Source organism: Exiguobacterium sp. SH1S21, assembly GCF_004337175.1.
GTDB lineage: Bacteria > Bacillota > Bacilli > Exiguobacteriales > Exiguobacteriaceae > Exiguobacterium > Exiguobacterium aurantiacum_A.
On record NZ_SJUY01000002.1, the window covers coordinates 69,877 to 89,564 of the forward strand.

General features: G+C 52.8%; 20 protein-coding genes. All 20 read right to left on the bottom strand.

The window, feature by feature from the left end; genetic code table 11:
- Nucleotides 1-25: 25 nt before the first annotated feature.
- Nucleotides 26-286: a stage V sporulation protein S gene (locus tag EVJ24_RS03795; protein WP_016509762.1), complete on the bottom strand. Its 261-nt coding sequence runs from the start codon at nucleotides 284-286 to the stop codon at nucleotides 26-28.
- A gap of 26 nt (nucleotides 287-312) precedes the next feature.
- Nucleotides 313-1,107: a TIGR00282 family metallophosphoesterase gene (locus EVJ24_RS03800; protein WP_035386387.1), complete on the bottom strand. Its 795-nt coding sequence runs from the start codon at nucleotides 1,105-1,107 to the stop codon at nucleotides 313-315.
- Nucleotides 1,108-1,155: 48 nt separating this feature from the next.
- On the bottom strand, nucleotides 1,156-2,718 hold the full coding sequence (gene rny / locus EVJ24_RS03805; RefSeq protein WP_370246299.1) for a ribonuclease Y: 1,563 nt from the start codon (nucleotides 2,716-2,718) through the stop codon (nucleotides 1,156-1,158).
- A gap of 189 nt (nucleotides 2,719-2,907) precedes the next feature.
- Nucleotides 2,908-3,957 carry a recombinase RecA gene (recA, locus tag EVJ24_RS03810; RefSeq protein ID WP_070327130.1) on the bottom strand — a complete coding sequence of 350 codons (1,050 nt, stop codon included), beginning with the start codon at nucleotides 3,955-3,957 and terminating at the stop codon, nucleotides 2,908-2,910.
- 76 nt (nucleotides 3,958-4,033) lie between these two features.
- Nucleotides 4,034-5,260 carry a competence/damage-inducible protein A gene (locus EVJ24_RS03815; protein WP_131439755.1) on the bottom strand — a complete coding sequence of 409 codons (1,227 nt, stop codon included), beginning with the start codon at nucleotides 5,258-5,260 and terminating at the stop codon, nucleotides 4,034-4,036.
- Nucleotides 5,261-5,322: 62 nt separating this feature from the next.
- Nucleotides 5,323-5,901, bottom strand: a complete 579-nt coding sequence (gene pgsA / locus EVJ24_RS03820; protein ID WP_035386389.1) for a CDP-diacylglycerol--glycerol-3-phosphate 3-phosphatidyltransferase — start codon at nucleotides 5,899-5,901, stop codon at nucleotides 5,323-5,325.
- 29 nt (nucleotides 5,902-5,930) lie between these two features.
- Nucleotides 5,931-6,785: a helix-turn-helix domain-containing protein gene (locus tag EVJ24_RS03825; protein ID WP_236637544.1), complete on the bottom strand. Its 855-nt coding sequence runs from the start codon at nucleotides 6,783-6,785 to the stop codon at nucleotides 5,931-5,933.
- A gap of 48 nt (nucleotides 6,786-6,833) precedes the next feature.
- Entirely contained in the window at nucleotides 6,834-7,610 is a 777-nt protein-coding gene (locus EVJ24_RS03830; RefSeq protein WP_071397654.1) for a YmfK family protein, read from the bottom strand.
- Nucleotides 7,611-7,709: 99 nt separating this feature from the next.
- Nucleotides 7,710-8,405: an elongation factor P 5-aminopentanone reductase gene (ymfI, locus tag EVJ24_RS03835; RefSeq protein WP_131439759.1), complete on the bottom strand. Its 696-nt coding sequence runs from the start codon at nucleotides 8,403-8,405 to the stop codon at nucleotides 7,710-7,712.
- Nucleotides 8,402-9,661, bottom strand: coding sequence for an EF-P 5-aminopentanol modification-associated protein YfmH (gene yfmH, locus EVJ24_RS03840; protein ID WP_071397656.1), 1,260 nt, complete (start codon nucleotides 9,659-9,661; stop codon nucleotides 8,402-8,404). Before yfmH ends, ymfI begins: the two co-directional genes overlap by 4 nt.
- Nucleotides 9,658-10,896 carry an EF-P 5-aminopentanol modification-associated protein YfmF gene (yfmF, locus tag EVJ24_RS03845; protein WP_131439761.1) on the bottom strand — a complete coding sequence of 413 codons (1,239 nt, stop codon included), beginning with the start codon at nucleotides 10,894-10,896 and terminating at the stop codon, nucleotides 9,658-9,660. Before yfmF ends, yfmH begins: the two co-directional genes overlap by 4 nt.
- A gap of 7 nt (nucleotides 10,897-10,903) precedes the next feature.
- Nucleotides 10,904-11,455 carry a cob(I)yrinic acid a,c-diamide adenosyltransferase gene (locus EVJ24_RS03850; protein WP_131439764.1) on the bottom strand — a complete coding sequence of 184 codons (552 nt, stop codon included), beginning with the start codon at nucleotides 11,453-11,455 and terminating at the stop codon, nucleotides 10,904-10,906.
- 53 nt (nucleotides 11,456-11,508) lie between these two features.
- The gene (locus EVJ24_RS03855) at nucleotides 11,509-13,212 is read right to left on the bottom strand and encodes an ATP-binding protein (protein WP_131440090.1); all 1,704 of its coding nucleotides are present in this window, start codon (nucleotides 13,210-13,212) and stop codon (nucleotides 11,509-11,511) included.
- Nucleotides 13,212-13,928: a response regulator transcription factor gene (locus EVJ24_RS03860; RefSeq protein ID WP_070327120.1), complete on the bottom strand. Its 717-nt coding sequence runs from the start codon at nucleotides 13,926-13,928 to the stop codon at nucleotides 13,212-13,214. The genes EVJ24_RS03855 and EVJ24_RS03860 overlap by 1 nt, the downstream gene beginning before the upstream one ends.
- Before the next feature lie 160 nt (nucleotides 13,929-14,088).
- A complete protein-coding gene (gene ccsB, locus EVJ24_RS03865; protein WP_131439766.1) occupies nucleotides 14,089-15,273 on the bottom strand; it encodes a c-type cytochrome biogenesis protein CcsB in 1,185 nt (394 codons plus the stop codon).
- Nucleotides 15,273-16,820 carry a cytochrome c biogenesis protein ResB gene (gene resB, locus EVJ24_RS03870; protein ID WP_236637545.1) on the bottom strand — a complete coding sequence of 516 codons (1,548 nt, stop codon included), beginning with the start codon at nucleotides 16,818-16,820 and terminating at the stop codon, nucleotides 15,273-15,275. Before resB ends, ccsB begins: the two co-directional genes overlap by 1 nt.
- 19 nt (nucleotides 16,821-16,839) lie before the next feature.
- Nucleotides 16,840-17,421: a redoxin domain-containing protein gene (locus EVJ24_RS03875; protein ID WP_131439768.1), complete on the bottom strand. Its 582-nt coding sequence runs from the start codon at nucleotides 17,419-17,421 to the stop codon at nucleotides 16,840-16,842.
- A 136-nt stretch (nucleotides 17,422-17,557) separates the two neighbouring features.
- Nucleotides 17,558-18,316 (bottom strand): pseudouridine synthase, encoded by a 759-nt coding sequence (locus EVJ24_RS03880; RefSeq protein WP_071397662.1) that lies wholly within the window; start codon nucleotides 18,314-18,316, stop codon nucleotides 17,558-17,560.
- A complete protein-coding gene (gene scpB / locus EVJ24_RS03885; RefSeq protein WP_173647368.1) occupies nucleotides 18,317-18,910 on the bottom strand; it encodes an SMC-Scp complex subunit ScpB in 594 nt (197 codons plus the stop codon).
- On the bottom strand, nucleotides 18,888-19,655 hold the full coding sequence (locus tag EVJ24_RS03890; protein ID WP_070327115.1) for a segregation and condensation protein A: 768 nt from the start codon (nucleotides 19,653-19,655) through the stop codon (nucleotides 18,888-18,890). Before EVJ24_RS03890 ends, scpB begins: the two co-directional genes overlap by 23 nt.
- Between the last annotated feature and the right edge of the window lie 33 nt (nucleotides 19,656-19,688).

Genomic DNA, 19,688 nt, shown 5'->3' on the forward strand with positions numbered 1-19,688 from the left:
GGACCTATGTCCCGACCGCACAAGCTCATCTCGGTTCGATGATGAGCTTGATGGCAGTTCGTTCTTCCCCGTCAATTAGAATATCCGTAAACGCTGGAATACAGATCAAATCAAGACCGCTCGGCGCGACGAAACCGCGGGCGATGGCGACAGCTTTGATGGATTGATTGAGCGCACCGGCGCCGATCGCTTGAATCTCACACGTTCCTTTTTCACGAAGAACGCCAGCTAATGCACCCGCAACGGAGTTGGGATTCGATTTTGCTGAAACTCTGAGTACGTCCATTCTTGTTTCCCCCTCGGGTAGGTTGTTCAATCAAACCAGACGGTCTGATCATCTAGGTGTATGCGTTCGATCTTGGTCGCTCGTTTCGACTGGTCGTCGATCGTGATTAAAACTCCATTAAGTTGTTCCCGTCCCTCGGCAACTTCAAACCGGACCGGGAGTTGTGTTACAAACTTTTTCAACACGACAGACGCGTCCATGCCGAGGACACCGTCGAGCGGACCGGTCATCCCGACATCAGTGATATACGCCGTCCCGTTTTTGAGCACGCGCTCATCAGCGGTTTGGACATGGGTGTGCGTCCCGACGACCGCTTGGACACGGCCGTCTAGGTGATACCCCATCGCGATCTTCTCACTCGTCGCCTCGGCGTGCATGTCGACGAAGATGGCATCGACATCGTCCCGAACCTCATCGACGAGGGCGTCGACTTTGCGGAACGGACAATCGAGCGACGGCAAGAACACCGTCCCCATGACGTTGATGACGGCAAGCTTCTTCCCGTTCTGCTTGAGTACCATCATGCCGACACCCGGTGTGCCGTCCGGATAGTTGGCCGGACGGACGATACGCTCGGCGTCGTCGATCCAATCAAAGATTTCACGGTTGTCCCAAGTATGGTTCCCCATCGTCACGCCATGGAATCCAAGTTCGAGAAATTGTTGGTATATTTTTTTTGTGATACCGCGTCCGTTGGCTGCGTTCTCACCGTTGACGAGCATGAACGTCGGACTATATTTGCTTTTCAAGCGCCCGATTTGTGCTGCCAAGATGTCACGACCCGGTTTCCCGACGACGTCACCGATAAATAAAATCTTCATAACTATTTCCTCCTTCAAAACAGAAAAAGCGGAGAATGTCTCCGCTTTTTACTTCGCATAATCGACGGCACGCGTTTCACGAATGACCGTCACTTTAATTTGTCCTGGATAATCCAGTTCATCTTCGATCCGTTTGCAAATATCGCGCGCCATCTTGTTCGCCACGACGTCGTCGACGACATCTGGGCGGACGATGATGCGGACTTCGCGTCCTGCTTGGATCGCATATGATTTCTCGACACCTTCGAACGACTCACAAATTGACTCGAGGCGTTCTAAGCGGCGAATGTAACTCTCGAGCGTCTCTTGACGAGCGCCCGGTCGTGCCGCAGACAGCGCGTCTGCCGCTGCGACGAGAACAGCGATTGTCGATGTCGCTTCGACGTCTCCATGGTGCGAGGCGATCGAGTTGATGACGACCGGATGTTCTTTATACTTCGTGGCCAGCTCAACGCCGATCTCGACGTGGCTGCCCTCGACTTCATGGTCGATTGCTTTCCCGATATCGTGGAGGAGTCCCGCTCGCTTGGCGAGCGTCACGTCTTCCCCGAGCTCGGCGGCCATCATGCCGGCGAGGTGGGCCACTTCGACCGAATGGGCGAGTACGTTTTGACCGTAACTCGTCCGGTAACGCATGCGTCCGAGTGTTTTAATAAGGTCAGGATGTACCCCGTGGATACCAGCCTCGAACGTCGCTTCTTCACCGTATTCACGGATGCGCTCATCGACTTCGCGGCGTGACTTCTCGACCATCTCTTCGATCCGGGCCGGATGGATCCGTCCGTCTTGAACGAGTTTTTCTAGCGTCATCTTGGCGATCTCACGACGGACCGGGTCAAATCCGGACAAGATGACCGCTTCAGGCGTGTCATCGATGATGAGATCGATCCCAGTGAGCGTCTCGAGCGTGCGGATGTTACGTCCTTCACGACCGATGATGCGCCCTTTCATCTCGTCACTCGGCAAGTTGACGACAGATACCGTCGTCTCAGCGACATGTTCAGCCGCATAACGTTGCATCGTGAGAGACAACAAGTGTTTCGCTTTTTTATCAGCTTCAAGTTTTGCTTTTTGCTCGATGTCTTTTTGAAGGAGAGCAGCATCGTGAAGCGCTTCCTGCTTCGCTTCGTCCATGATGATGGTTCGTGCTTCTTCTTTTGACAAGGCCGCCACGCGTACAAGTTCTTGACGGGCTTCCTCGTATAATTCCTCCACTTTGCTTTCGAGCGTCTCTGCTTCACGTTTCCGTTTCGCAATGCCTGCCTCGCGTTCATCCAAAGCATCTTCTTTCCGTTCGAGCATGTCTGCCTTCCGGTCAAGAAGCTCTTCTTTTTGAACAAAGCGATTCTCTTTCACTTTCTGCTCTTCGCGACGTTCGCGTAACTCTTGTTCCGTCTCATTGCGAAGTTGAATCATCTCTTCTTTTACTTCAAGCCGTGCCTCTTTTTGCATCGCTTCCGATTGTTGTTTCGCTTGCTCCACAATCTTGGTCGCTTCCGTCTCAGCACCTTGAATCTTCGCTTCGGCGATCGATTTACGCACAAAAAAACCTGCAACAAAAGCTATCGGCAAAAGGAGGATCAGAATAAGCCAATTTAGCCATTCCATCATGTTCACCTCCCTTTCGCAAGGTTATTTTATTTTTTTAAGATTGAATGACACGGGTGGACCCGCGCATAGCTTTATTGTACTTATTTACTTGTTAGAATGCAATGCAAGGACAGGATAGAACTCCCAATTCCTTAAAAAATATTGTGATATACAAAAAACCCGCTCGGACGCATCCGGCGGGTCGCTTGCTTAATCTTCTTCGATGAGTGAGAGCACTTCATCACTGTCGGCTTCGACCGTGACCGTCTTCTCACCGTTGAGACCGTAGTGATCACGAATTTGTTGTTCGATTGCTGCGGCGATTTGTGGATTTTCTTTCATGAACTGCTTCGCATTTTCACGACCTTGTCCAACGCGTTCTTCGTTATACGAATACCAAGCACCGCTTTTTTGAACGATATCAAGATCGGCACCGATATCGATGAGTTCACCTTCACGTGAGATCCCTAGACCGTACATGATATCGACTTCAGCTGTTTTAAATGGTGGGGCGACCTTGTTCTTGACGACTTTGATCTTCGTCCGGTTACCGACCATTTCTTGGCCTTGCTTCAACGTCTCTGCACGACGGACTTCTAAACGAACCGACGAATAGAATTTCAAGGCACGTCCACCTGGAGTTGTTTCCGGGTTCCCGAACATGACACCGATTTTTTCACGAATCTGGTTGATGAAGATGACGATCGTCTTCGATTTGTTCGTCGCACCCGACAACTTACGGAGCGCTTGGCTCATGAGACGAGCTTGAAGTCCCATGTGTGAGTCACCCATCTCACCTTCGATTTCAGCTTTTGGTACGAGTGCCGCTACCGAGTCGACGACGAGGATGTCGACGGCACCAGAACGAACGAGCGCTTCTGCGATTTCGAGCGCTTGCTCCCCTGTGTCCGGCTGTGACAAGAGAAGTTCATCGATGTTGACACCGAGGTTGTGCGCGTACTTCGGATCGAGCGCGTGCTCCGCATCGACGAACGCTGCTTGGCCACCGCGTTTTTGGACTTCAGCGATCGCATGGAGCGCCACTGTCGTCTTACCTGAAGATTCCGGTCCGTACACTTCGATGACACGACCACGTGGATAGCCGCCTGCGCCGAGCGCGATGTCGAGGGCGATTGATCCTGACGGAGTGACGGATACTTGTTGATCTGTATTTTCACCGAGGCGCATGATTGAGCCTTTACCGAATTGTTTCTCAATTTGGCGTAATGCCATTTCTAACGCTTGTTTACGATCACTCATAGATTAATGAGCCTCCTTTGATTTGTATCTTTATTATAAACGAACCCAACCTTTTACACAAGGATTTTACGAACGTTTATTCGCCTTTTTTCATTCGTTGCCACAATGCCCATAACCCGTCCTTGGCCGCCCGTGCCTGGATGACGTTCCGCTGTTGGTGCGGATAGACGCGTTCGATTACTTCCATGCCTGACGGCGTCTTCACCCCGATGAACACGGTGCCGACCGGTCGACCCGAATTGGAGACGGGTCCGGCCTCACCGGTAAAGGACAGTCCGTAATCCGAATTCGTCTGATCAACGAGCCCTTGGATCATTTCTAAAGCAACTTGTTTTGAGACGACCGACTGTGACTCAATTGTAGCAAGGGACACCCCTAAAAACCTATTTTTTAGCTTGTCCGAGTACGTGACGACGCCTCCTAGAAAGACTTCTGACGCCCCTGGGACCGCCGTCAGCATCGCTTGGACTTGTCCCCCGGTCAGCGATTCGGAGATCGATAGCGTCGCGTGGCGCCGTCTTAGCTCGCGAATCAAATGCGTAGCCAGCGTATCCTCGTCCGAACCGAAATAATAGGCGCCGACACGGGACAGAATGTCTCGTTTGACGCGGTCGATCATCTGGCGGGCCGCGTCCTCGGTCTCCGCTTTCGCGCTGACACGCAGTCGCGCTTCCCCTGATTCCGCGTACGGGGCGACTGTCGGGTTCACCCCGTCCATTAGATCGGATACCGCCTCGTCAAGAGCCGACTCACCGATCTCATAAAAACGTAGTGATTCAGAAACGATCGTCGCACCCGAAAACTTGCTCGGAAACGTCGCTTCGACAATCGCTGCCATTTCGCGTGGCACCCCGGGTAAGAGCAGCCACGTCGTCTCGTCCTCGACCCACATGCCGGGAGCGAGACCGACCGGATTGTGGAGCACTTCAGCTCCTGATAAAACATCCGCTTGTCTGGCGTCCCCGTCGTTCATGGCTCGTCCCCGCGAGGCGACAAAGCGTCGGATCGTGTCTAAAGACGCTTCGTCCCGAACGAGCGGACGGCCGAGCAAGTCAGCGAGCACTTGTTTCGTGATGTCATCATTCGTCGGACCGAGTCCCCCGGTGACGATCACGAGTTCGCTCCGCCGCTTCGCTTGCTCGAACGTTTCTCTCAAGCGATCGAAGTTATCCCCGACCACTACATGATACAGCACGGACAGCCCATATTTCGACAACTGCTCTGATAAGTAACGGGCGTTCGTGTTCGAGATTTCCCCTAAGAGTAGTTCAGAACCTACCGCAATGATTTCCGTCCGTTTCATCGAAGTTCCTCCTTTGATTCAAAAAAAAGACGAGTTGCTCCCACAACTCGCCTGTCGTCGATTTACATCGATTTTACAATGATCTTATAGTTTTGTGCGAAATACTCGGCCCCAGAATAAATCGTCAAGACGAGTGCGAGCCACATCGCCCACTCTCCGAACGGGATGCCGATATAGTTGAAAATCGGGTTGCCGAACAATAAGAAGATGATGGCAAAGAGCTGGACCCATGTCTTCGCTTTACCCGACTTACCGGCCGCCACGACGATTCCTTCATCAGCCGCGACGAGACGAAGCCCCGTCACCGCGAACTCACGTGACAAGATGACGACGACGACCCATGCCGCGACGAGATCCATCTCGACGAGCAAGACGAGCGCCGCCGTGACGAGTAACTTGTCAGCGAGCGGATCCATGAACTTGCCGAAGTTCGTGACCAAGTTGTGCTTACGGGCCAAGTGCCCGTCAAGCCAATCCGTAATCGCTGCGATCGTAAACACGACCGCGGCGATGAATTGATGGAGCGGTACTTCCGCTCCGAGGAAAGCGATGTCTCCCCAGTTAAAATCTACAGCGAGCAAGACGACGAATACGGGGATGAGCAAAACCCGCAACATCGTCAGGCGGTTAGGTAGGTTCATCGAGAACTCCTCCTCTAGAAGAGGTCGACTTATTCAGCGTCGACTCTCTTCACAAATATATTTTGTGTGACCGGAGAATCAGCAAGCTCAAGCTCACGGCCGTTGACGACAATCTTCTCGACGCCACCAATCAAACCGATGCGAATCCGAAGCGTATCCGTTTCGGCACCTTCGATGACGATCGGGTTTTGTTTCGATTGGTTCGGATATTCCGGTGCAAGGAACGCTCCTTCAAGCGATGTATCGCGAACGCCGACATAAGTCGCCGGTGATTCTTTGACGTGAATCTCGGTCGTCAGCTTGTCAGCTGTTGCGATCTCATACGTGAGATCGGCCCCGTTCGTTTCCTTCACCGCAATCGGTCCGGTTTCTTCTGCCGGCTCTTCCTCGGCCGGTGTTTCTTCGACCGGTGCTTCTTCCGTCGGCTCTTCTTCAGGAACGTCTTCATTTTGGTTGATCGTCACGCCTGAAGCCGGTGGTTCAGCCGGTGTCGCGTCCTGTCCGCCTCCAAAATCGAGATTTCTAACGACGTAGTAGACCGCTGTCACGAGCAAGAACGCGACAAGCACGAGCATGATTTTCGGCACCCATCTTGAGACGCGGCTCGACGTCTCGGAAGCTTTTGAATAAGTTTGCTTACGTGATAATTGAGCGGTCGGTTGCGGTTCGATTTTCGGTAAATCTTTTGCATATGTCTCGTAAAGCTCATCGACATCAAGCCCGAGCGATTCCGCATACGTTTTGATGAACGCCCGTGCATAAAACGAACCAGGGAGATTTTTATAATCACCTTCCTCGATCGCGATGATATAGCGCTTTTGAATCTTCGTCGTCTGCTGAATTTGGTCAAGCGTCAGACCGCTCGCCTCACGCCTTTGTTTCAAAAAAGTCCCTAGTTCTGTCAAAGGGGTCCACACCTTCCATTCAATTAATTATTCAAACCATTCTGCTTCACGATTCGTTTCTTGCGGAATGATGATGATTTCATCTTGGTTGTTTCGCAGTTCGATAATATAGTCAAAGTCCTCAAACACGCAATCGGTATTGCGGACGTAAAGATCGGGATGCTCGATCACTTTGACGGCAGGCAGACGCATGACTTCCCGGATCAACTGACGATGACGTTCGTCCATCGTCCGCGTCGAAACGGCGCCGTCGATTATGTAGACGTGATCGCCTTCTCGTTCTTCTTCAAACAGTGACGTCCGGACCGTCTGTTTCATGAGCGTCGACGAGAGAAACAGCCAACGCTTGTTTGCGCAGACGCTCGCCGCGACGATCGACTCCGTTTTGCCGACGCGCGGGTTGCCCCGGACACCGATCAACAGATGTCGTTCTTCTTTCATCAGTTCAGCGACAAAATCGACGAGTACTCCCAAATCTCCACGCACGAAGCGAAACGTCTTTTTGTCGTCGTTGTCGTGTTCGATATAGCGGCCGTGACGGATCGCAATCCGGTCCCTCAGTTTCGGGCGGCGGAGTTTGATGACGACGATCGCTTCCATCTTCCGCAAAATATGCTCGAGCCGATGGACGTGATCGGCGGCCGGTGCCTTGAGCAACATCCCACGACGTTGAAGATCGACCCCGTTGATGGTCACGATCGAGATTTGGAGCATCCCCATCAGCGAGGCGATATCGCCGAGGATACCGGGGCGATTTTGGCAAAGTTCATATTCGAGATACCATTCTTCGAACTTATGATCCATCTCGTCCACCCTTTCCGAATGTAGGCTCGCTACCTTGTTCATTCTAAATTATTTTAGAAGAATTGAAAAGAACTCGTTTCAACCGAGGCGACAAAGTTTTCACTGCCAACCGCCATCGACCCGTAACACCGTGCCGGTCACGTAGGACGCGGACGGTGAACAGAGAAAACGGATCGTCTCGGCAACTTCTGTAACATGACCGAGACGGCCGAGCGGAATCTCATCTCGAACGTCTTGTTTCGTCTCTTCTACCGTATCATTCATCGGCGTCTCAATCCACCCCGGCGTGACGGCATTGATACGAACATTGAACGGACCGGCCTCGCGCGCGAACGCTTTGACGAAGCCGAGCTGGGCCGCTTTGACGGTCGAGTACATCACTTCTCCTGCCGCTCCGACTTCCCCCCAGACGCTCGAGACGATGACGATGTCGAGCGGGCGATCGTAAGCTTTTTGTCCGACGACGTGTTGAACGAGTCGAACCATCGCGCGCACATGAACACGATAGAGACGATCGAGTTCAGTGATGTCCGCGTCGACGAGCAGCCCGTAGGCATGGTTCCCGGCGACGTGAATAATCCGATCGACCGCGCCGACCGTAGCGAGCCAGGCGTCTAGCGCCTGGTCGTCGCCGAGGTCGCACGTGACGACTTGTCCTGACAAACCCTCTGTCTTCACGAACGCTTCGAGCGCTTCCGTGTTCGCGTACGCATGTAAGATGAGCTCATCATCGCGAAAGGAAAGGGCGACGGCACGACCGATCGCCCCACTCGCCCCGGTGATGAGTGTCGTCATGGTTTTTTGACGACACAGACGGTCCGTTGATCCGGTTTGAACAATCGGTCATACGTGTCGTATAGCTCTTCAAGCGTGACCGCGTCTAGCAGCTCAGGCAAATCGAACATGTTCCCGCCCGTTAGCGCGTAGCGTGAAAACTGATTGGCGATGAACTCGGGTGAGTTGAGCGCCTTCAAAAACTGCCCTTTCATCATCCGCTTCTTACGGTCGAGTGTCTCATTTCCGATGTCGAGCGGACGCTCGAGCACCTCGGTGATGCGGGCGACGAACGCATCGACATGCGGTGTCTCCATCGACAACACGGCGAAGGCGAACGATTCTTCCGACGTATAGTCGAACGAGAAGGCATCATCGATCAACCCTTCGGCGTAAAGCTCTGCATAGAGCGGCGCCGTCGTGTCAAACAAGGCGTGCATGAGCAGTTCGACGGCTAGTTCTTGTTTCATCCCGTCTTCCCCGGCGCGTGGCGTGTCCTTGTAGCCGATCATGACTTTCGGGACTGATACGTCCATCTCGATGACACGCGTGGCTAAGCGGACCGTTCTCGGCTCTTGCACGTGTTCGCGTTCAGTGAGTACAGGCGGTTCGAACGTTTTCGCGGCCTGATTCGAACGGATCTGTTCGAGCACGATGTCAGGGTCGATGTTGCCGACGACGAACAGCGTCATGTTACTCGGATGATAGAACGCTTGATGACACGCATAAAGGTCAGCGGCCGTGATCGCGCTGATCGACTCGATTGTTCCGGCGATATCGATTTTGACCGGATGCGCTTCATACATCGCCTCGATCAAACCGAAATAAAGACGCCACCCTGCGTTGTCTTGATACATTTGAATCTCCTGGCCAATGATGCCTTTCTCTTTCTCGACCGAAGCCTCCGTAAAGTACGGATCTTGGACGAAATCAATCAACGTCTTTAAGTTTGCCTCGACGTTTGACGTGGCACCGAACAAATAAGCGGTCCGGGTGAATGATGTGAAAGCGTTCGCCGACGCCCCGAGCTGTCCGAACTTCTGGAACACATCGCCGTCCTCTTTTTCGAACATTTTATGTTCAAGGAAATGGGCGATCCCGTCGGGTACTTCGATCCAGTCGTCCGTTTTGAAGCGGCGGTCGATCGAACCGTATTTTGTCGTGAATGTGGCGTACGTCTTTTCATATCCAGCTTTCTTCAGCAAGTAGACCGTCAGCCCGTTATCGAGAACGACGTGATGAATCGTCTCACCGACGTTTGGAAAATCTAGTTTCATGCTGTCCCCCCCTTTAAACAATAAATCGCCTTCAGTTTGATTTGACTCGAGAGCGCGGCCACGTCTTCTCGCGTGGTCCGGGCAAGGATGGCCATCTCTTCTTCGAGTGAGAACGGACGGATGTCCGAGCCACTCATCCAGGCGATCAGTTGACGCGGACTGTCACCGAGCTGGCGCCGTTGATGGAACAACATCTCTTTCGTCTGCTCAAGCGTCATGTCATCGAACTCTCCTGCTTGCAGGTCGGCAAGTTGGTCGGCAATGATTTGTTCTGTTTTCGCTTGGTTCAAGGCATCGATCCCGGCGTAGACGAACAGCATTCGGCTGAGTGAACTGTATTGCGACGCCGCATAGTACGCCAAGCTCTCCTTTTCACGGACGTTCATGAACAGTTTCGAGTGTGGGAACCCACCGAACAAACCGTTGACGACTTGCATCTTGATCGCGTCCTCGCTGCGCGGGTCAACGTTGGCCTCGTAGGCGAGGTGAAGTTTACTCTGCTTCACGTCCTGCTGTTCCTCAAGTCGTTGAAACTCTCGGTCGACCGGTTCAGGATACTCTCGGACGAGCGGCGAGCCGAGCGTCTCGAGTGGCAAAAACGCCTCGGTCACTTGGTCACGCGTGACGTCCCCGACGACGTAGACGTCGATGCGGTCGTGCTTGATCATGGACGTGTACGCCTCATAGAGCGATCGCGGCGTCACCTGGTCAAGTTGTTCGAGTGTCCCGAGCGACGGGATCGCGAGTTCTCCGCCGAGCAGTTCTTGCAATCGCTGCTGGGCGAAGCGCATTTTATCATCGTATACCGACTCGATACGTTGACGCTGCAAACGGGATTCTTGTTCGACGATGAGCGGTTGGAACGCGCCGTCGAAAACGTTCGGGCGGAGCAATACTTCTTCTAATAGCTTGATCGCCTGAGACAGGACCGGTTCCCCGACGAGCCGGTCGTTCACGACTTCCAGTTGGAACTGGATGACATGCTCTTTCCCGACTTTTGACGCACCGGCGAATAGGCTGGCATCATATAATTGTTCGAGCGGTGTGTGAAACAGTTCAATCGACGGATACGCCGCCGTCGCTTTTTCCATGACGTACGGCAATAGCGCCCGGTCGGCAATCGTCTCTGCAGACAACGGCGCCGCGAACGAGACGAGGCACGTCGTCGTTTTGAATTTATCGGTCGGATAGACCGAGTAGTGGAGCTGGTTACGGAATTGTTCGATCCCTTTCATGAATCATCTACTCCTTTTTCGTTTTCGGTTGGAACACGGACGCACCGCGCGCATACTCTTGATCGGGTACGCCCGCCACCACGTTGGCATAACGGGCGGCCGTGAACAAGTAATCGCTTAAGCGGTTATAGTAAGACAATTGACGAACGGCCGCATCGATGTTGACGAGCTCGCGTTCGACGCGGCGACAGACCGTCCGGGCGACATGCAGACTCGCCGAGGCCACGCTGCCCCCCGGCAAAATGAAGCGGACAAGTTCCGGACACTTCGTCTCTAGTTCATCGATCCAAGTCTCGAGCTCGGTGACGATCGCTAAGTCGACTTGCTGCGGCGGATCTTGTTTGTACATCAGTTCTGAACCGAGGTCGAACAGATCGTGCTGGATTTTCGTCAGCTGATCCCGTAACGTCGCGTCCGTCTGGTGCGCGAGCGCGAGACCGATGTGACTGTTCAATTCATCTAACAATCCCATCGCCTCGATTTGCGGGTGTACTTTCAAGACGCGTCCGCCGATCAATGACGTTTCACCCTTGTCGCCTCCACGTGTATATCGCTTCATGTCATTTCCTCCTCTATGCCACAAATGGTGACCCATAGGAGTCACCATTGTCGTTATGATTGCGGTTGGTCGTAAGGGAGCCGAATCGTGAACGTCGTCCCTTCGCCGTACACGCTCGTGACGTCGACCGTTCCATGATGGGCGTCGATGACGTTCTTGACGATGGCGAGTCCGATGCCTGTTCCGGTCTTCCCGCCGCTCGTCCGGGCCTTGTCCGCTTTATAGAACCGCTCGAACACAAACGGCAAGTCCTCTTTCGGGATCCCGCTGCCGGTATCGGTCAAACAGATCAAGAAGCCGTCCGCTTCTTCGGTCGCCTCGAGCCGAATCGCTCCGCTCTCGGTGTGGGCGATGGCGTTGCCGATCAAGTTCGTGAACACTTGTTCTAACCGGTCCCCATCCGCTTCAATCACCCGCTTCGGAGCCACGGTCGACAACGTGATCCCTTTCTCGTTCGCCATCTGGTTAAACTTGCGCATCACCCGCGGTAAAAATTCGCCGAAATCGAACGCTGCGAACTGCATCGTCTCTTTCCCTGATTCGATTCTCGCCAAATCGAGTAAATCGTTGACGAGCCGGGCAAGCCGTAACGACTCGTCGTAAATGATCGAAGCGAATTCTTTCGTCGCCTCGTCACTTTCGGTCATGCCGTCGATGATCGCCTCGGAATAGCCTTGGAGCGTCACGAGCGGTGTTCGCAGCTCGTGGCTGATGTTGGCGACGAAATCGGTCCGCATCTTGTCGAGGCGGTGACTTTCGGTCGTATCACGGATGACGACGACCGCTCCCTCGAAATCTTCCTCCCCGAGGAGCGGTGTGACCGTCAACGTGTAATAGTGATCGTCTTGCTTCACTTCAATCGTCTTCTCAGGCGCACCGCCGACGACGTCTTCGTAGAGCGCGAGCACGACTTCGTGCGGTTGATCGTCGTGCAATAACGGCTGTGCCTGCGGGTTCGTCACGATCACGTTCGCATGGCGATCGAGCGTGATGACACCGTCTGCCATCGAACGCAGAATCGAAGCGAGCTGCAGCCGTTCGCGGTCGAGCGCGTTCACGTATGTCGACAGCTGGCTGCTCATCGCATTGAATGAGCCGGCAAGTTCACCGATTTCGTCGTTCGTCTTCTGGACGAGCCGCAGATCGAACTGTCCTTCACCCGTCTTATTGACGGCGTCCCTCATCTCACGCAGCGGGGCCGTGATCCGGGTCGATAAGAAGAAAGCGAACACGGTCGTGACGATGATCGCCGAGGCGACCGTCCAAAAGATGATCGTCCGCGCCCCTTCATTCGCGCTTGAGATCGCGTTGAGCGGCTCAATCAAATAGAGCGTATACTCACCCGTCTCAAGAGAGAACGTCGTCCGATACGCCAAGGCAGCCTGGTCATCGAACGACGAGAAGTTCCCGATCGCCGTCTCCCCTATAGCTTGATAAGGACCCCATGACTGACGTCCGAGTTCGGTCATCAAGCCATCGACTTCCGTGCCGAAGTTCGAACGGACCGACCCGTTCTCTAAAATATAGTTCGCCCCGTACACTTCGATGATTTGGTCGACCGTCCGTGACGAATCGCCTTCCTCTAGCAAGACTGACTGGACTTGCCCACCGAGTTTCGCTAAATGCCCACGTTCCTGATCAATATGGAACGAGTTGAAGAACTCGAGCATCAGGACGGATACGATGAACAAAATCAGGCTGACCAACACGAGGATCGTCAGCCACAGCTTCGTGACAATACTATTGCGGCGAATCATCACTCACTGACGACTTCAAACTTGTATCCGACACCCCATACCGTCGTAATCATTTGGGCCGCGGATGGAGAGACACGGTTCAATTTCTCACGAAGCCGTTTCACGTGCGTGTCGACCGTTCGAAGGTCTCCGAAAAATTCATAGTTCCATACTTCTTTTAACAGTTGCTCCCGCGAGAACACTTTATCGACTTGTTTGGCCAGGAAGAATAATAGCTCATACTCTTTCGGCGTGAGGGCGATTTCTTCTCCGTCGACCGTGACACGGTGTGCGTCATTGTCGATCGTCAAATGCGGGAACACGATCAAGTCTTTCGACTTTTCGGCCGTTTGCAAAAACTTTGTCGAACCTGAGCGACGGAGTAGCGCTTTGACGCGTAAGACGACTTCACGAGGACTGAACGGTTTGACGATGTAGTCGTCCGCGCCGACCTCGAACCCTTGAACCCGGTCGATCTCCTCACCTTTCGCCGTCAGCATGATGACAGGTGTCGCTTTCGTTTTACGGAGTTCGGTACACACCTCGACCCCGTCCATCTTCGGCATCATCAAGTCGAGCAAGATGACGTCAAAGTCGCCTTCAAGTGCGAGTTGAAGCGCTTCTTCACCGTTCGTCGCTTCTTCGATCACGTATTGCTCCCGTTCTAGATACATTTTTAACAGTCGGCGAATTCTTTCTTCGTCGTCGACTACTAGAATTTTTGTTTTATCAGCCATCAACTAAACCTCCCAGAGAACCATTACAAGATGTAGCGAATGTTGCACAATTGTGAACATTTCGCTCTCTTTCATAACTATACCACTCTATTATTTCGCTTAACAACGGTGAGTTGTATGCCCTTACGAAAAAGAAGCCACCGAAGTGACTTCTTTTTCATCAAGCGTATGAATGTAATCCGGCGATGACGAGGTTGACGAACACTAAGTTGAACATGATGACGGCGAATCCGCCGACACAGAGCCATGCTGCTTTCGTCCCCGTCCACCCCCGCTGGATGCGCATATGCAAGTAATAAATATAGATGAGCATCGTGATGAGCGCCCATACTTCTTTCGGGTCCCAGCCCCAGAAACGGTTCCAGGCAATCTGCGCCCAAATCATGGCGAAGATGAGCCCACCGAGGATGAAGACCGGCAATCCGATCGCGATCGAACGGTAGCTGATCTCGTCCGCGAGGTCAAGATCGACTTTCTTCGCAAGCGGTTGCAACGCTTCCGCAATGCGTTTGCGTAAGACGACGAACCGGAGCACGAGGTAAATGACGGCGCCAGCGATAACCGACCAGAGCAACGTGTTCAACTTCAACGTATTGATGAACGTCGGCAATTCGAGCGATAGTCCACTCGCACCTGATAACAGTTGTGCGCCTTCCGGTACGAACAAGATCGGCATGAAGTATTCGTACGACTCTTGCGTACCGCGGTCATTCGTAAATTCGACGACACCGCCGGCACCGATTGCTTTAAACAGCATCGATACGAGGATGAAGCCAAGCGTGCACATGAGGACGAACATCGTCACTTCTAGCCATGTGCGCGATTTCGATTGTTCGCGCATCGACGTCTCGTTGAGCAAGAAGATCAAGCCCGAGGCGAAACTGATGGCGAGAATCCCTTGACCGAGAGCGGCCGTCGTGACGTGAATTTTCAACCAGACACTGTTCAGTGCCGGAATGAGCGGTGCCACTTCGCTTGAGAACATCGATGCGAACGCGATGACGAGAAGCGCCACCGGCATGGCGAACAAGCCGAGCACATCGTTTTTATAGATCCCGTAGACGACGAGAAAACCAAGCACCATCATCATTCCGAAGAATGTCGTGTACTCGTAAAGGTTAGAGACCGGCGCGTAGCCGACCCCGATCCAACGCATGATAAAATATCCTATTTGGGCGACAAAGCCGATGACGGCTAGCGTGAACGCATACTTACCGTAAGCGATCCGGTTGACGTTTCGGTCTTTGCGCATGCCACTGACCGCGATTGTGAACAACACGGTCGCCACGGCGTAAAGAATGAACGCGATCAAGAGCAGGCGGCTGCTCCACTGAATCCACTCCATTATGATTCCCCTCTTTCTTTAGTTGAGTCGATGTCTGCCTTTTTTTCGAACCGAGCCTGGTCTTCCCAAATCGGCAGCCCATTTTTTTCTAGGAGCGGTGTAATCTCGCGGTGAAGCGACGACGGGTTCTTGTTCGTGAATCCAGCCACGAGCACGTCCGTCTCGTTATGACGTCGAATCCAGACCCGGCGGTGCGGCCAATACATCCCCATAATGATCCCGATCATGAAGATCGTCCCACCGACAATTAAAATCGGATACGTCGAGTCGCTCTTGACCCGAAGTCCGCTCGTACTCGCCATTTCCGTTCCTGCGAACTGGATTGCGTAACGATTGTCTTCATCGGCAACGTTCAATCGAATCCCGATCAAGTTCGATTCGGTCGTCCCATCCGGGTTCTCGACCGCTAAGAAGAAAGCAGGGTTCAACGCCCGTGGTGACTTCGTATCCGGCTGTCCGTTTCGAACTTCAAAGTCCGGATACAAGTCGTTGAGCGTCACCGTGACCTCGCCGAGATCGTAAGTCGTCTCAGGGTCCGTCAAGTCAACCGTGAACGGTCCGTATATGTCACCCGTCTGTTTGTCACCGACGTTAAACGACATCGACAAAAACTCGGGTCGGCTTGAATACTGCTCCTGATACACTTCGTACTTATCAAATTTGAACGGATGGTTCACTTTCGTCGAACCGGTTTCGACTTCCTCGAGTTGCGGCGATCCGTCCTCGTTCGTTCCGGTCTTCTTGAACAGTGTCAGTTCCGTCTCATAGTTTTTCGGGACAGCCCCGGCTTTTTCAATCGCCTCGGCGAACTTGGCGTCCTCCGCATTATTTTCTGGATCATACATCTCGAGGATGAACTGATCATTACGAATGTAATACGTGTCATCGGTCGCCTCGAGCGCGACCGTCTCGCCTTCCCTTACCCATTCGAGCGTATCGGTGTGAAATGCCGGGAAGACGCGGAGCATCGCCCCCATAAAGAAGATGACAAGCCCGATGTGGTTGATGTATGGGCCCCAACGACCAAACCGATACTTCTCGGCGAGTAGCGCATCGCCGTCGCGTTTTACATGATAACGCTTAGACTTCAACGCCTCACCGAGCGCGTCGATCTGTTCGTCCGTCCCTTTACCTTCACCGATCAGGCGTTGCCCGCGCATGAAGCGGTCGGTGCGTCGGACCGGTTGATATTTCAACGCTTTATACAACGGAAAGAATCGATCGATCGAGACGACGATCAGTGACAACGTCAGCATCACGATCAACGTGATGTACCACCACGACGTATATAAGTTATGGAATCCTAACGTGTAATAAATCGTTCCTGGCGTGCCATATTCTTCGGTATAGTATTGACTTGCCGGCAATTGTTGCGGAATATACATCTCTTGCGGAAATGTCGTCCCGACCGCAGAGCCGACGATAATGAGTCCAATCAACCAAAGACCGACTTTGACCGATGCAAAGAAACTCCAGACACGGTCAATCCAAGATCTCGGACGACGCTTCGACCGTAAATCGGCGCCGTCGTATTTCATATCTAGCATGTGTGCGCCCCCCGTTCGCTTACAATGACTTCTCGGCTAACTCTAACAGTTTCTCTTTCGTGAGTTCGCCTTCATACTTTTCAATGACTTTTCCGTCGGCATCGATGACGAACGTCACCGGTAAGTTATAAATGCCGTACGCCTTCTCGACTTCGCTACGTGTATCCATCAAGATCGGATAGTCGAGTTCGACGCCGAGGTCATTGATAAAGTTGTCGACCCGCAGCGGCGTCTCACCGACGTTCACGGCCCAAAAATCCACGCCCATATTTTGAAGCGTGGCATAGTTGTCTTGTACGACCGGCATCTCTTTCTCGCACGGTTCACAGAACGTACCCCAGAAATTTAACAGCATCCCTTTCCCATCATACGTTTCGCGCTCGACCATCGTCGCACCGTCAAGACTGACAAGTTTAAAGTTCGGCGCGTCGTCTCCGGCCTCGACCCGGCCATCGTTCCCGGCCTGCTCGATCAATTGCATGATGACGACCGCACCGGCAAACAGCACCATCGTCATAATCATGAGTCGCCAAAATGACCGCCTTTTCTTATGGGCCATCGCTTGATTCATCCGATCGCCTTGTTTCGTCTCTTTCGTCATAATTTCACACCATCCTTCAGTTGCTATTGTACTGAAAAAACAACGATAACGCACATTAACAGACTTTTTTCATCCTTTTGTCACAGAATCTCCACAAAAGAAAAAATCATCCTGTGTAAGGACGATTTTTAACTTGTTATTTTTTCTTTTTCTTGCCTCGCGGTTCGTTCGGCACGACCGGGTTCGCGAGCTCACGGAGCTTGCTCACTTCCTTGCGTGACAACTCGCGCCAGTCGCCTGTCGTGAGTCCGTCGAGCGTCAAGAAACCGAACTGTTCGCGCTTCAGTTTGATGACTTCCGAACCGACTGCTTCGAGCATGCGTCGAATCTGACGGTTGTGCCCTTCCGAAATGACGATTTCGAGAATCGCCGAGTTCTTCTTATGGTCGACTGTCTTCATTCTGACTTTCGCGCTGCCCGTCTTATAACCGTCATCGAGCTCTAAGCCTGACTCGAGCTGCTTGATGGCGATATACGAAGGGATGTTTTTCACTTTCGCGACGTAACGTTTCGGGATTTTGAACTTCGGATGAGTCATCATGTTCGAGAATTCTCCGTCGTTCGTCAAGATGATGAGTCCCGTCGTATTGTAATCGAGACGACCGACCGGGAAGACACGTGACCCTGGTGGGACGAGATCGGTAACGACTTTGCGTCCTTTATCATCGTCGACCGTCGACACGTAGCCGCTCGGTTTGTAGAGCACGTAGTAGACGTGTTCTTCCTGTTCGATTTTGACGCCGTCGACTTCAATCTCCGACTTCGGTCCGACTTTCGTCCCGAGCTCACGAACGACTTTGCCGTTAATGCGAACCCGTCCGTCTAAAATCATTTCTTCGGCTTTACGCCGTGAGGCGATACCCGCTTGGGCAATCACTTTTTGTAAACGTTCCATTTAATCATTCTCCAATCTATCTTCCGTAATCGAAGTTGGCTGGCCGAAGAACAGATCGCCTTCGTCTGCCAACTCGTCAACAAACGTTAATGGTGGCAACTCCTCGAGTGAATTGAATCCGAAATGGTCAAGGAAATGCTCGGTCGTCCGGTACAGTTTCGCGCGCCCGATCGTCTTCGCCCGGCCGGCTGATTCAATCAGCCCTTTTGACAACAACGTATGAATGACGCGTTCGACTTTGACACCGCGGACTTCCTCGATATCGGCCCGTGTGACCGGCTGCTTGTAGGCGATGATGACGAGCGTCTCCATGGCCGCACGAGACAGCGCCTGTTCGGCCATCGTCCCGACATACCGTTGAATGTACTCGGACACGTCCGGGATCGTCACAAGCTTGTAAACGCCGCCCGATTCGATCAATTGAAACGGACGCCCGGAATCCGTGAACGACGCCCCTAGCTTATTCAATTGTTCGCGGGCAGCGGCCTCAGAAATATCGAGCGTATCTGCTAACGCCCGGACTTCCATGCCTTCTTCTCCGACGACAAACAATAGGCTTTCAATGATCGTTTCATAAGACAACAACGGCTTCATCCCTTTCCTTTGACGCTTCGACAAACGAAATGTGAATATCTCGGTCGACTTGCTTTGTCGTGACGACTCGTAACTTAATCAACTCAAGCAGCGCCATGAACGTGACGACGAGGTCGGACACGTCCGGCCGTTCTTCGAAGAATGCAAAGAACGACGTGTTCCGGTTCGCCGACACATGTTCATGCAAACGGGTCATCTGCTGTTCGAGCGTCCGCTCTTCCCGCTTGATCGTCTTTTTACGCCGTTCTTTCCAACGCTTCCGCTCGACCATCTTTGAATAGGCGTGCAACAAATCTGAAAAGTTGAGCGGTCCATCGTAAGGTTGGACCAGTTCAGACATGTACCGTGTCAAATCTTCGCCGGGACGGCTATATAGTTCGAGCCGTTGCTCTTCTTGCTCGCGCATGAAGACGACCGCTTCTTTATAAGCTTTGTATTCAATCAACTGTCGAATCAACCCTTCCCGAGTCGGCTCTTCGCCGAAATCCGGAATCTCATCGTCCTCGATCGGGACCGGTGGCAACAGTTGTTTGCTCTTTAATTGGAGCAACGTCGCCGCCATGACCAAATATTCACTGGCCACATCGAGCTCAAACTTTTGCATCGTCCGGATAAAGGCGACATACTGGTCCGTGACTTCCGAAACAGAGATGTCGGCGATATCGAGCTCCATCTTGCCGATCAAGTGGAGCAACAAGTCGAGCGGGCCTTCGAACGTATCGATTTTGACGTTATACGCTTCCATAGAGACACCTGCCATTTAACATTTTTGCGCTTT

What these genes read in the sequence shown, in the direction of transcription:
- EVJ24_RS03795 (WP_016509762.1), bottom strand. Translation starts at nt 286, where the DNA reads ATGGACGTACTCAGAGTTTCAGCAAAATCGAATCCCAACTCCGTTGCG.
- EVJ24_RS03800 (WP_035386387.1), bottom strand. Translation starts at nt 1,107, where the DNA reads ATGAAGATTTTATTTATCGGTGACGTCGTCGGGAAACCGGGTCGTGAC.
- rny (WP_370246299.1), bottom strand. Translation starts at nt 2,718, where the DNA reads ATGATGGAATGGCTAAATTGGCTTATTCTGATCCTCCTTTTGCCGATA.
- recA (WP_070327130.1), bottom strand. Translation starts at nt 3,957, where the DNA reads ATGAGTGATCGTAAACAAGCGTTAGAAATGGCATTACGCCAAATTGAG.
- EVJ24_RS03815 (WP_131439755.1), bottom strand. Translation starts at nt 5,260, where the DNA reads ATGAAACGGACGGAAATCATTGCGGTAGGTTCTGAACTACTCTTAGGG.
- pgsA (WP_035386389.1), bottom strand. Translation starts at nt 5,901, where the DNA reads ATGAACCTACCTAACCGCCTGACGATGTTGCGGGTTTTGCTCATCCCC.
- EVJ24_RS03830 (WP_071397654.1), bottom strand. Translation starts at nt 7,610, where the DNA reads ATGGATCATAAGTTCGAAGAATGGTATCTCGAATATGAACTTTGCCAA.
- ymfI (WP_131439759.1), bottom strand. Translation starts at nt 8,405, where the DNA reads ATGACGACACTCATCACCGGGGCGAGTGGGGCGATCGGTCGTGCCGTC.
- yfmH (WP_071397656.1), bottom strand. Translation starts at nt 9,661, where the DNA reads ATGAAACTAGATTTTCCAAACGTCGGTGAGACGATTCATCACGTCGTT.
- yfmF (WP_131439761.1), bottom strand. Translation starts at nt 10,896, where the DNA reads ATGAAAGGGATCGAACAATTCCGTAACCAGCTCCACTACTCGGTCTAT.
- EVJ24_RS03850 (WP_131439764.1), bottom strand. Translation starts at nt 11,455, where the DNA reads ATGAAGCGATATACACGTGGAGGCGACAAGGGTGAAACGTCATTGATC.
- EVJ24_RS03855 (WP_131440090.1), bottom strand. Translation starts at nt 13,212, where the DNA reads ATGATTCGCCGCAATAGTATTGTCACGAAGCTGTGGCTGACGATCCTC.
- EVJ24_RS03860 (WP_070327120.1), bottom strand. Translation starts at nt 13,928, where the DNA reads ATGGCTGATAAAACAAAAATTCTAGTAGTCGACGACGAAGAAAGAATT.
- ccsB (WP_131439766.1), bottom strand. Translation starts at nt 15,273, where the DNA reads ATGGAGTGGATTCAGTGGAGCAGCCGCCTGCTCTTGATCGCGTTCATT.
- resB (WP_236637545.1), bottom strand. Translation starts at nt 16,820, where the DNA reads ATGCTAGATATGAAATACGACGGCGCCGATTTACGGTCGAAGCGTCGT.
- EVJ24_RS03875 (WP_131439768.1), bottom strand. Translation starts at nt 17,421, where the DNA reads ATGACGAAAGAGACGAAACAAGGCGATCGGATGAATCAAGCGATGGCC.
- EVJ24_RS03880 (WP_071397662.1), bottom strand. Translation starts at nt 18,316, where the DNA reads ATGGAACGTTTACAAAAAGTGATTGCCCAAGCGGGTATCGCCTCACGG.
- scpB (WP_173647368.1), bottom strand. Translation starts at nt 18,910, where the DNA reads ATGAAGCCGTTGTTGTCTTATGAAACGATCATTGAAAGCCTATTGTTT.
- EVJ24_RS03890 (WP_070327115.1), bottom strand. Translation starts at nt 19,655, where the DNA reads ATGGAAGCGTATAACGTCAAAATCGATACGTTCGAAGGCCCGCTCGAC.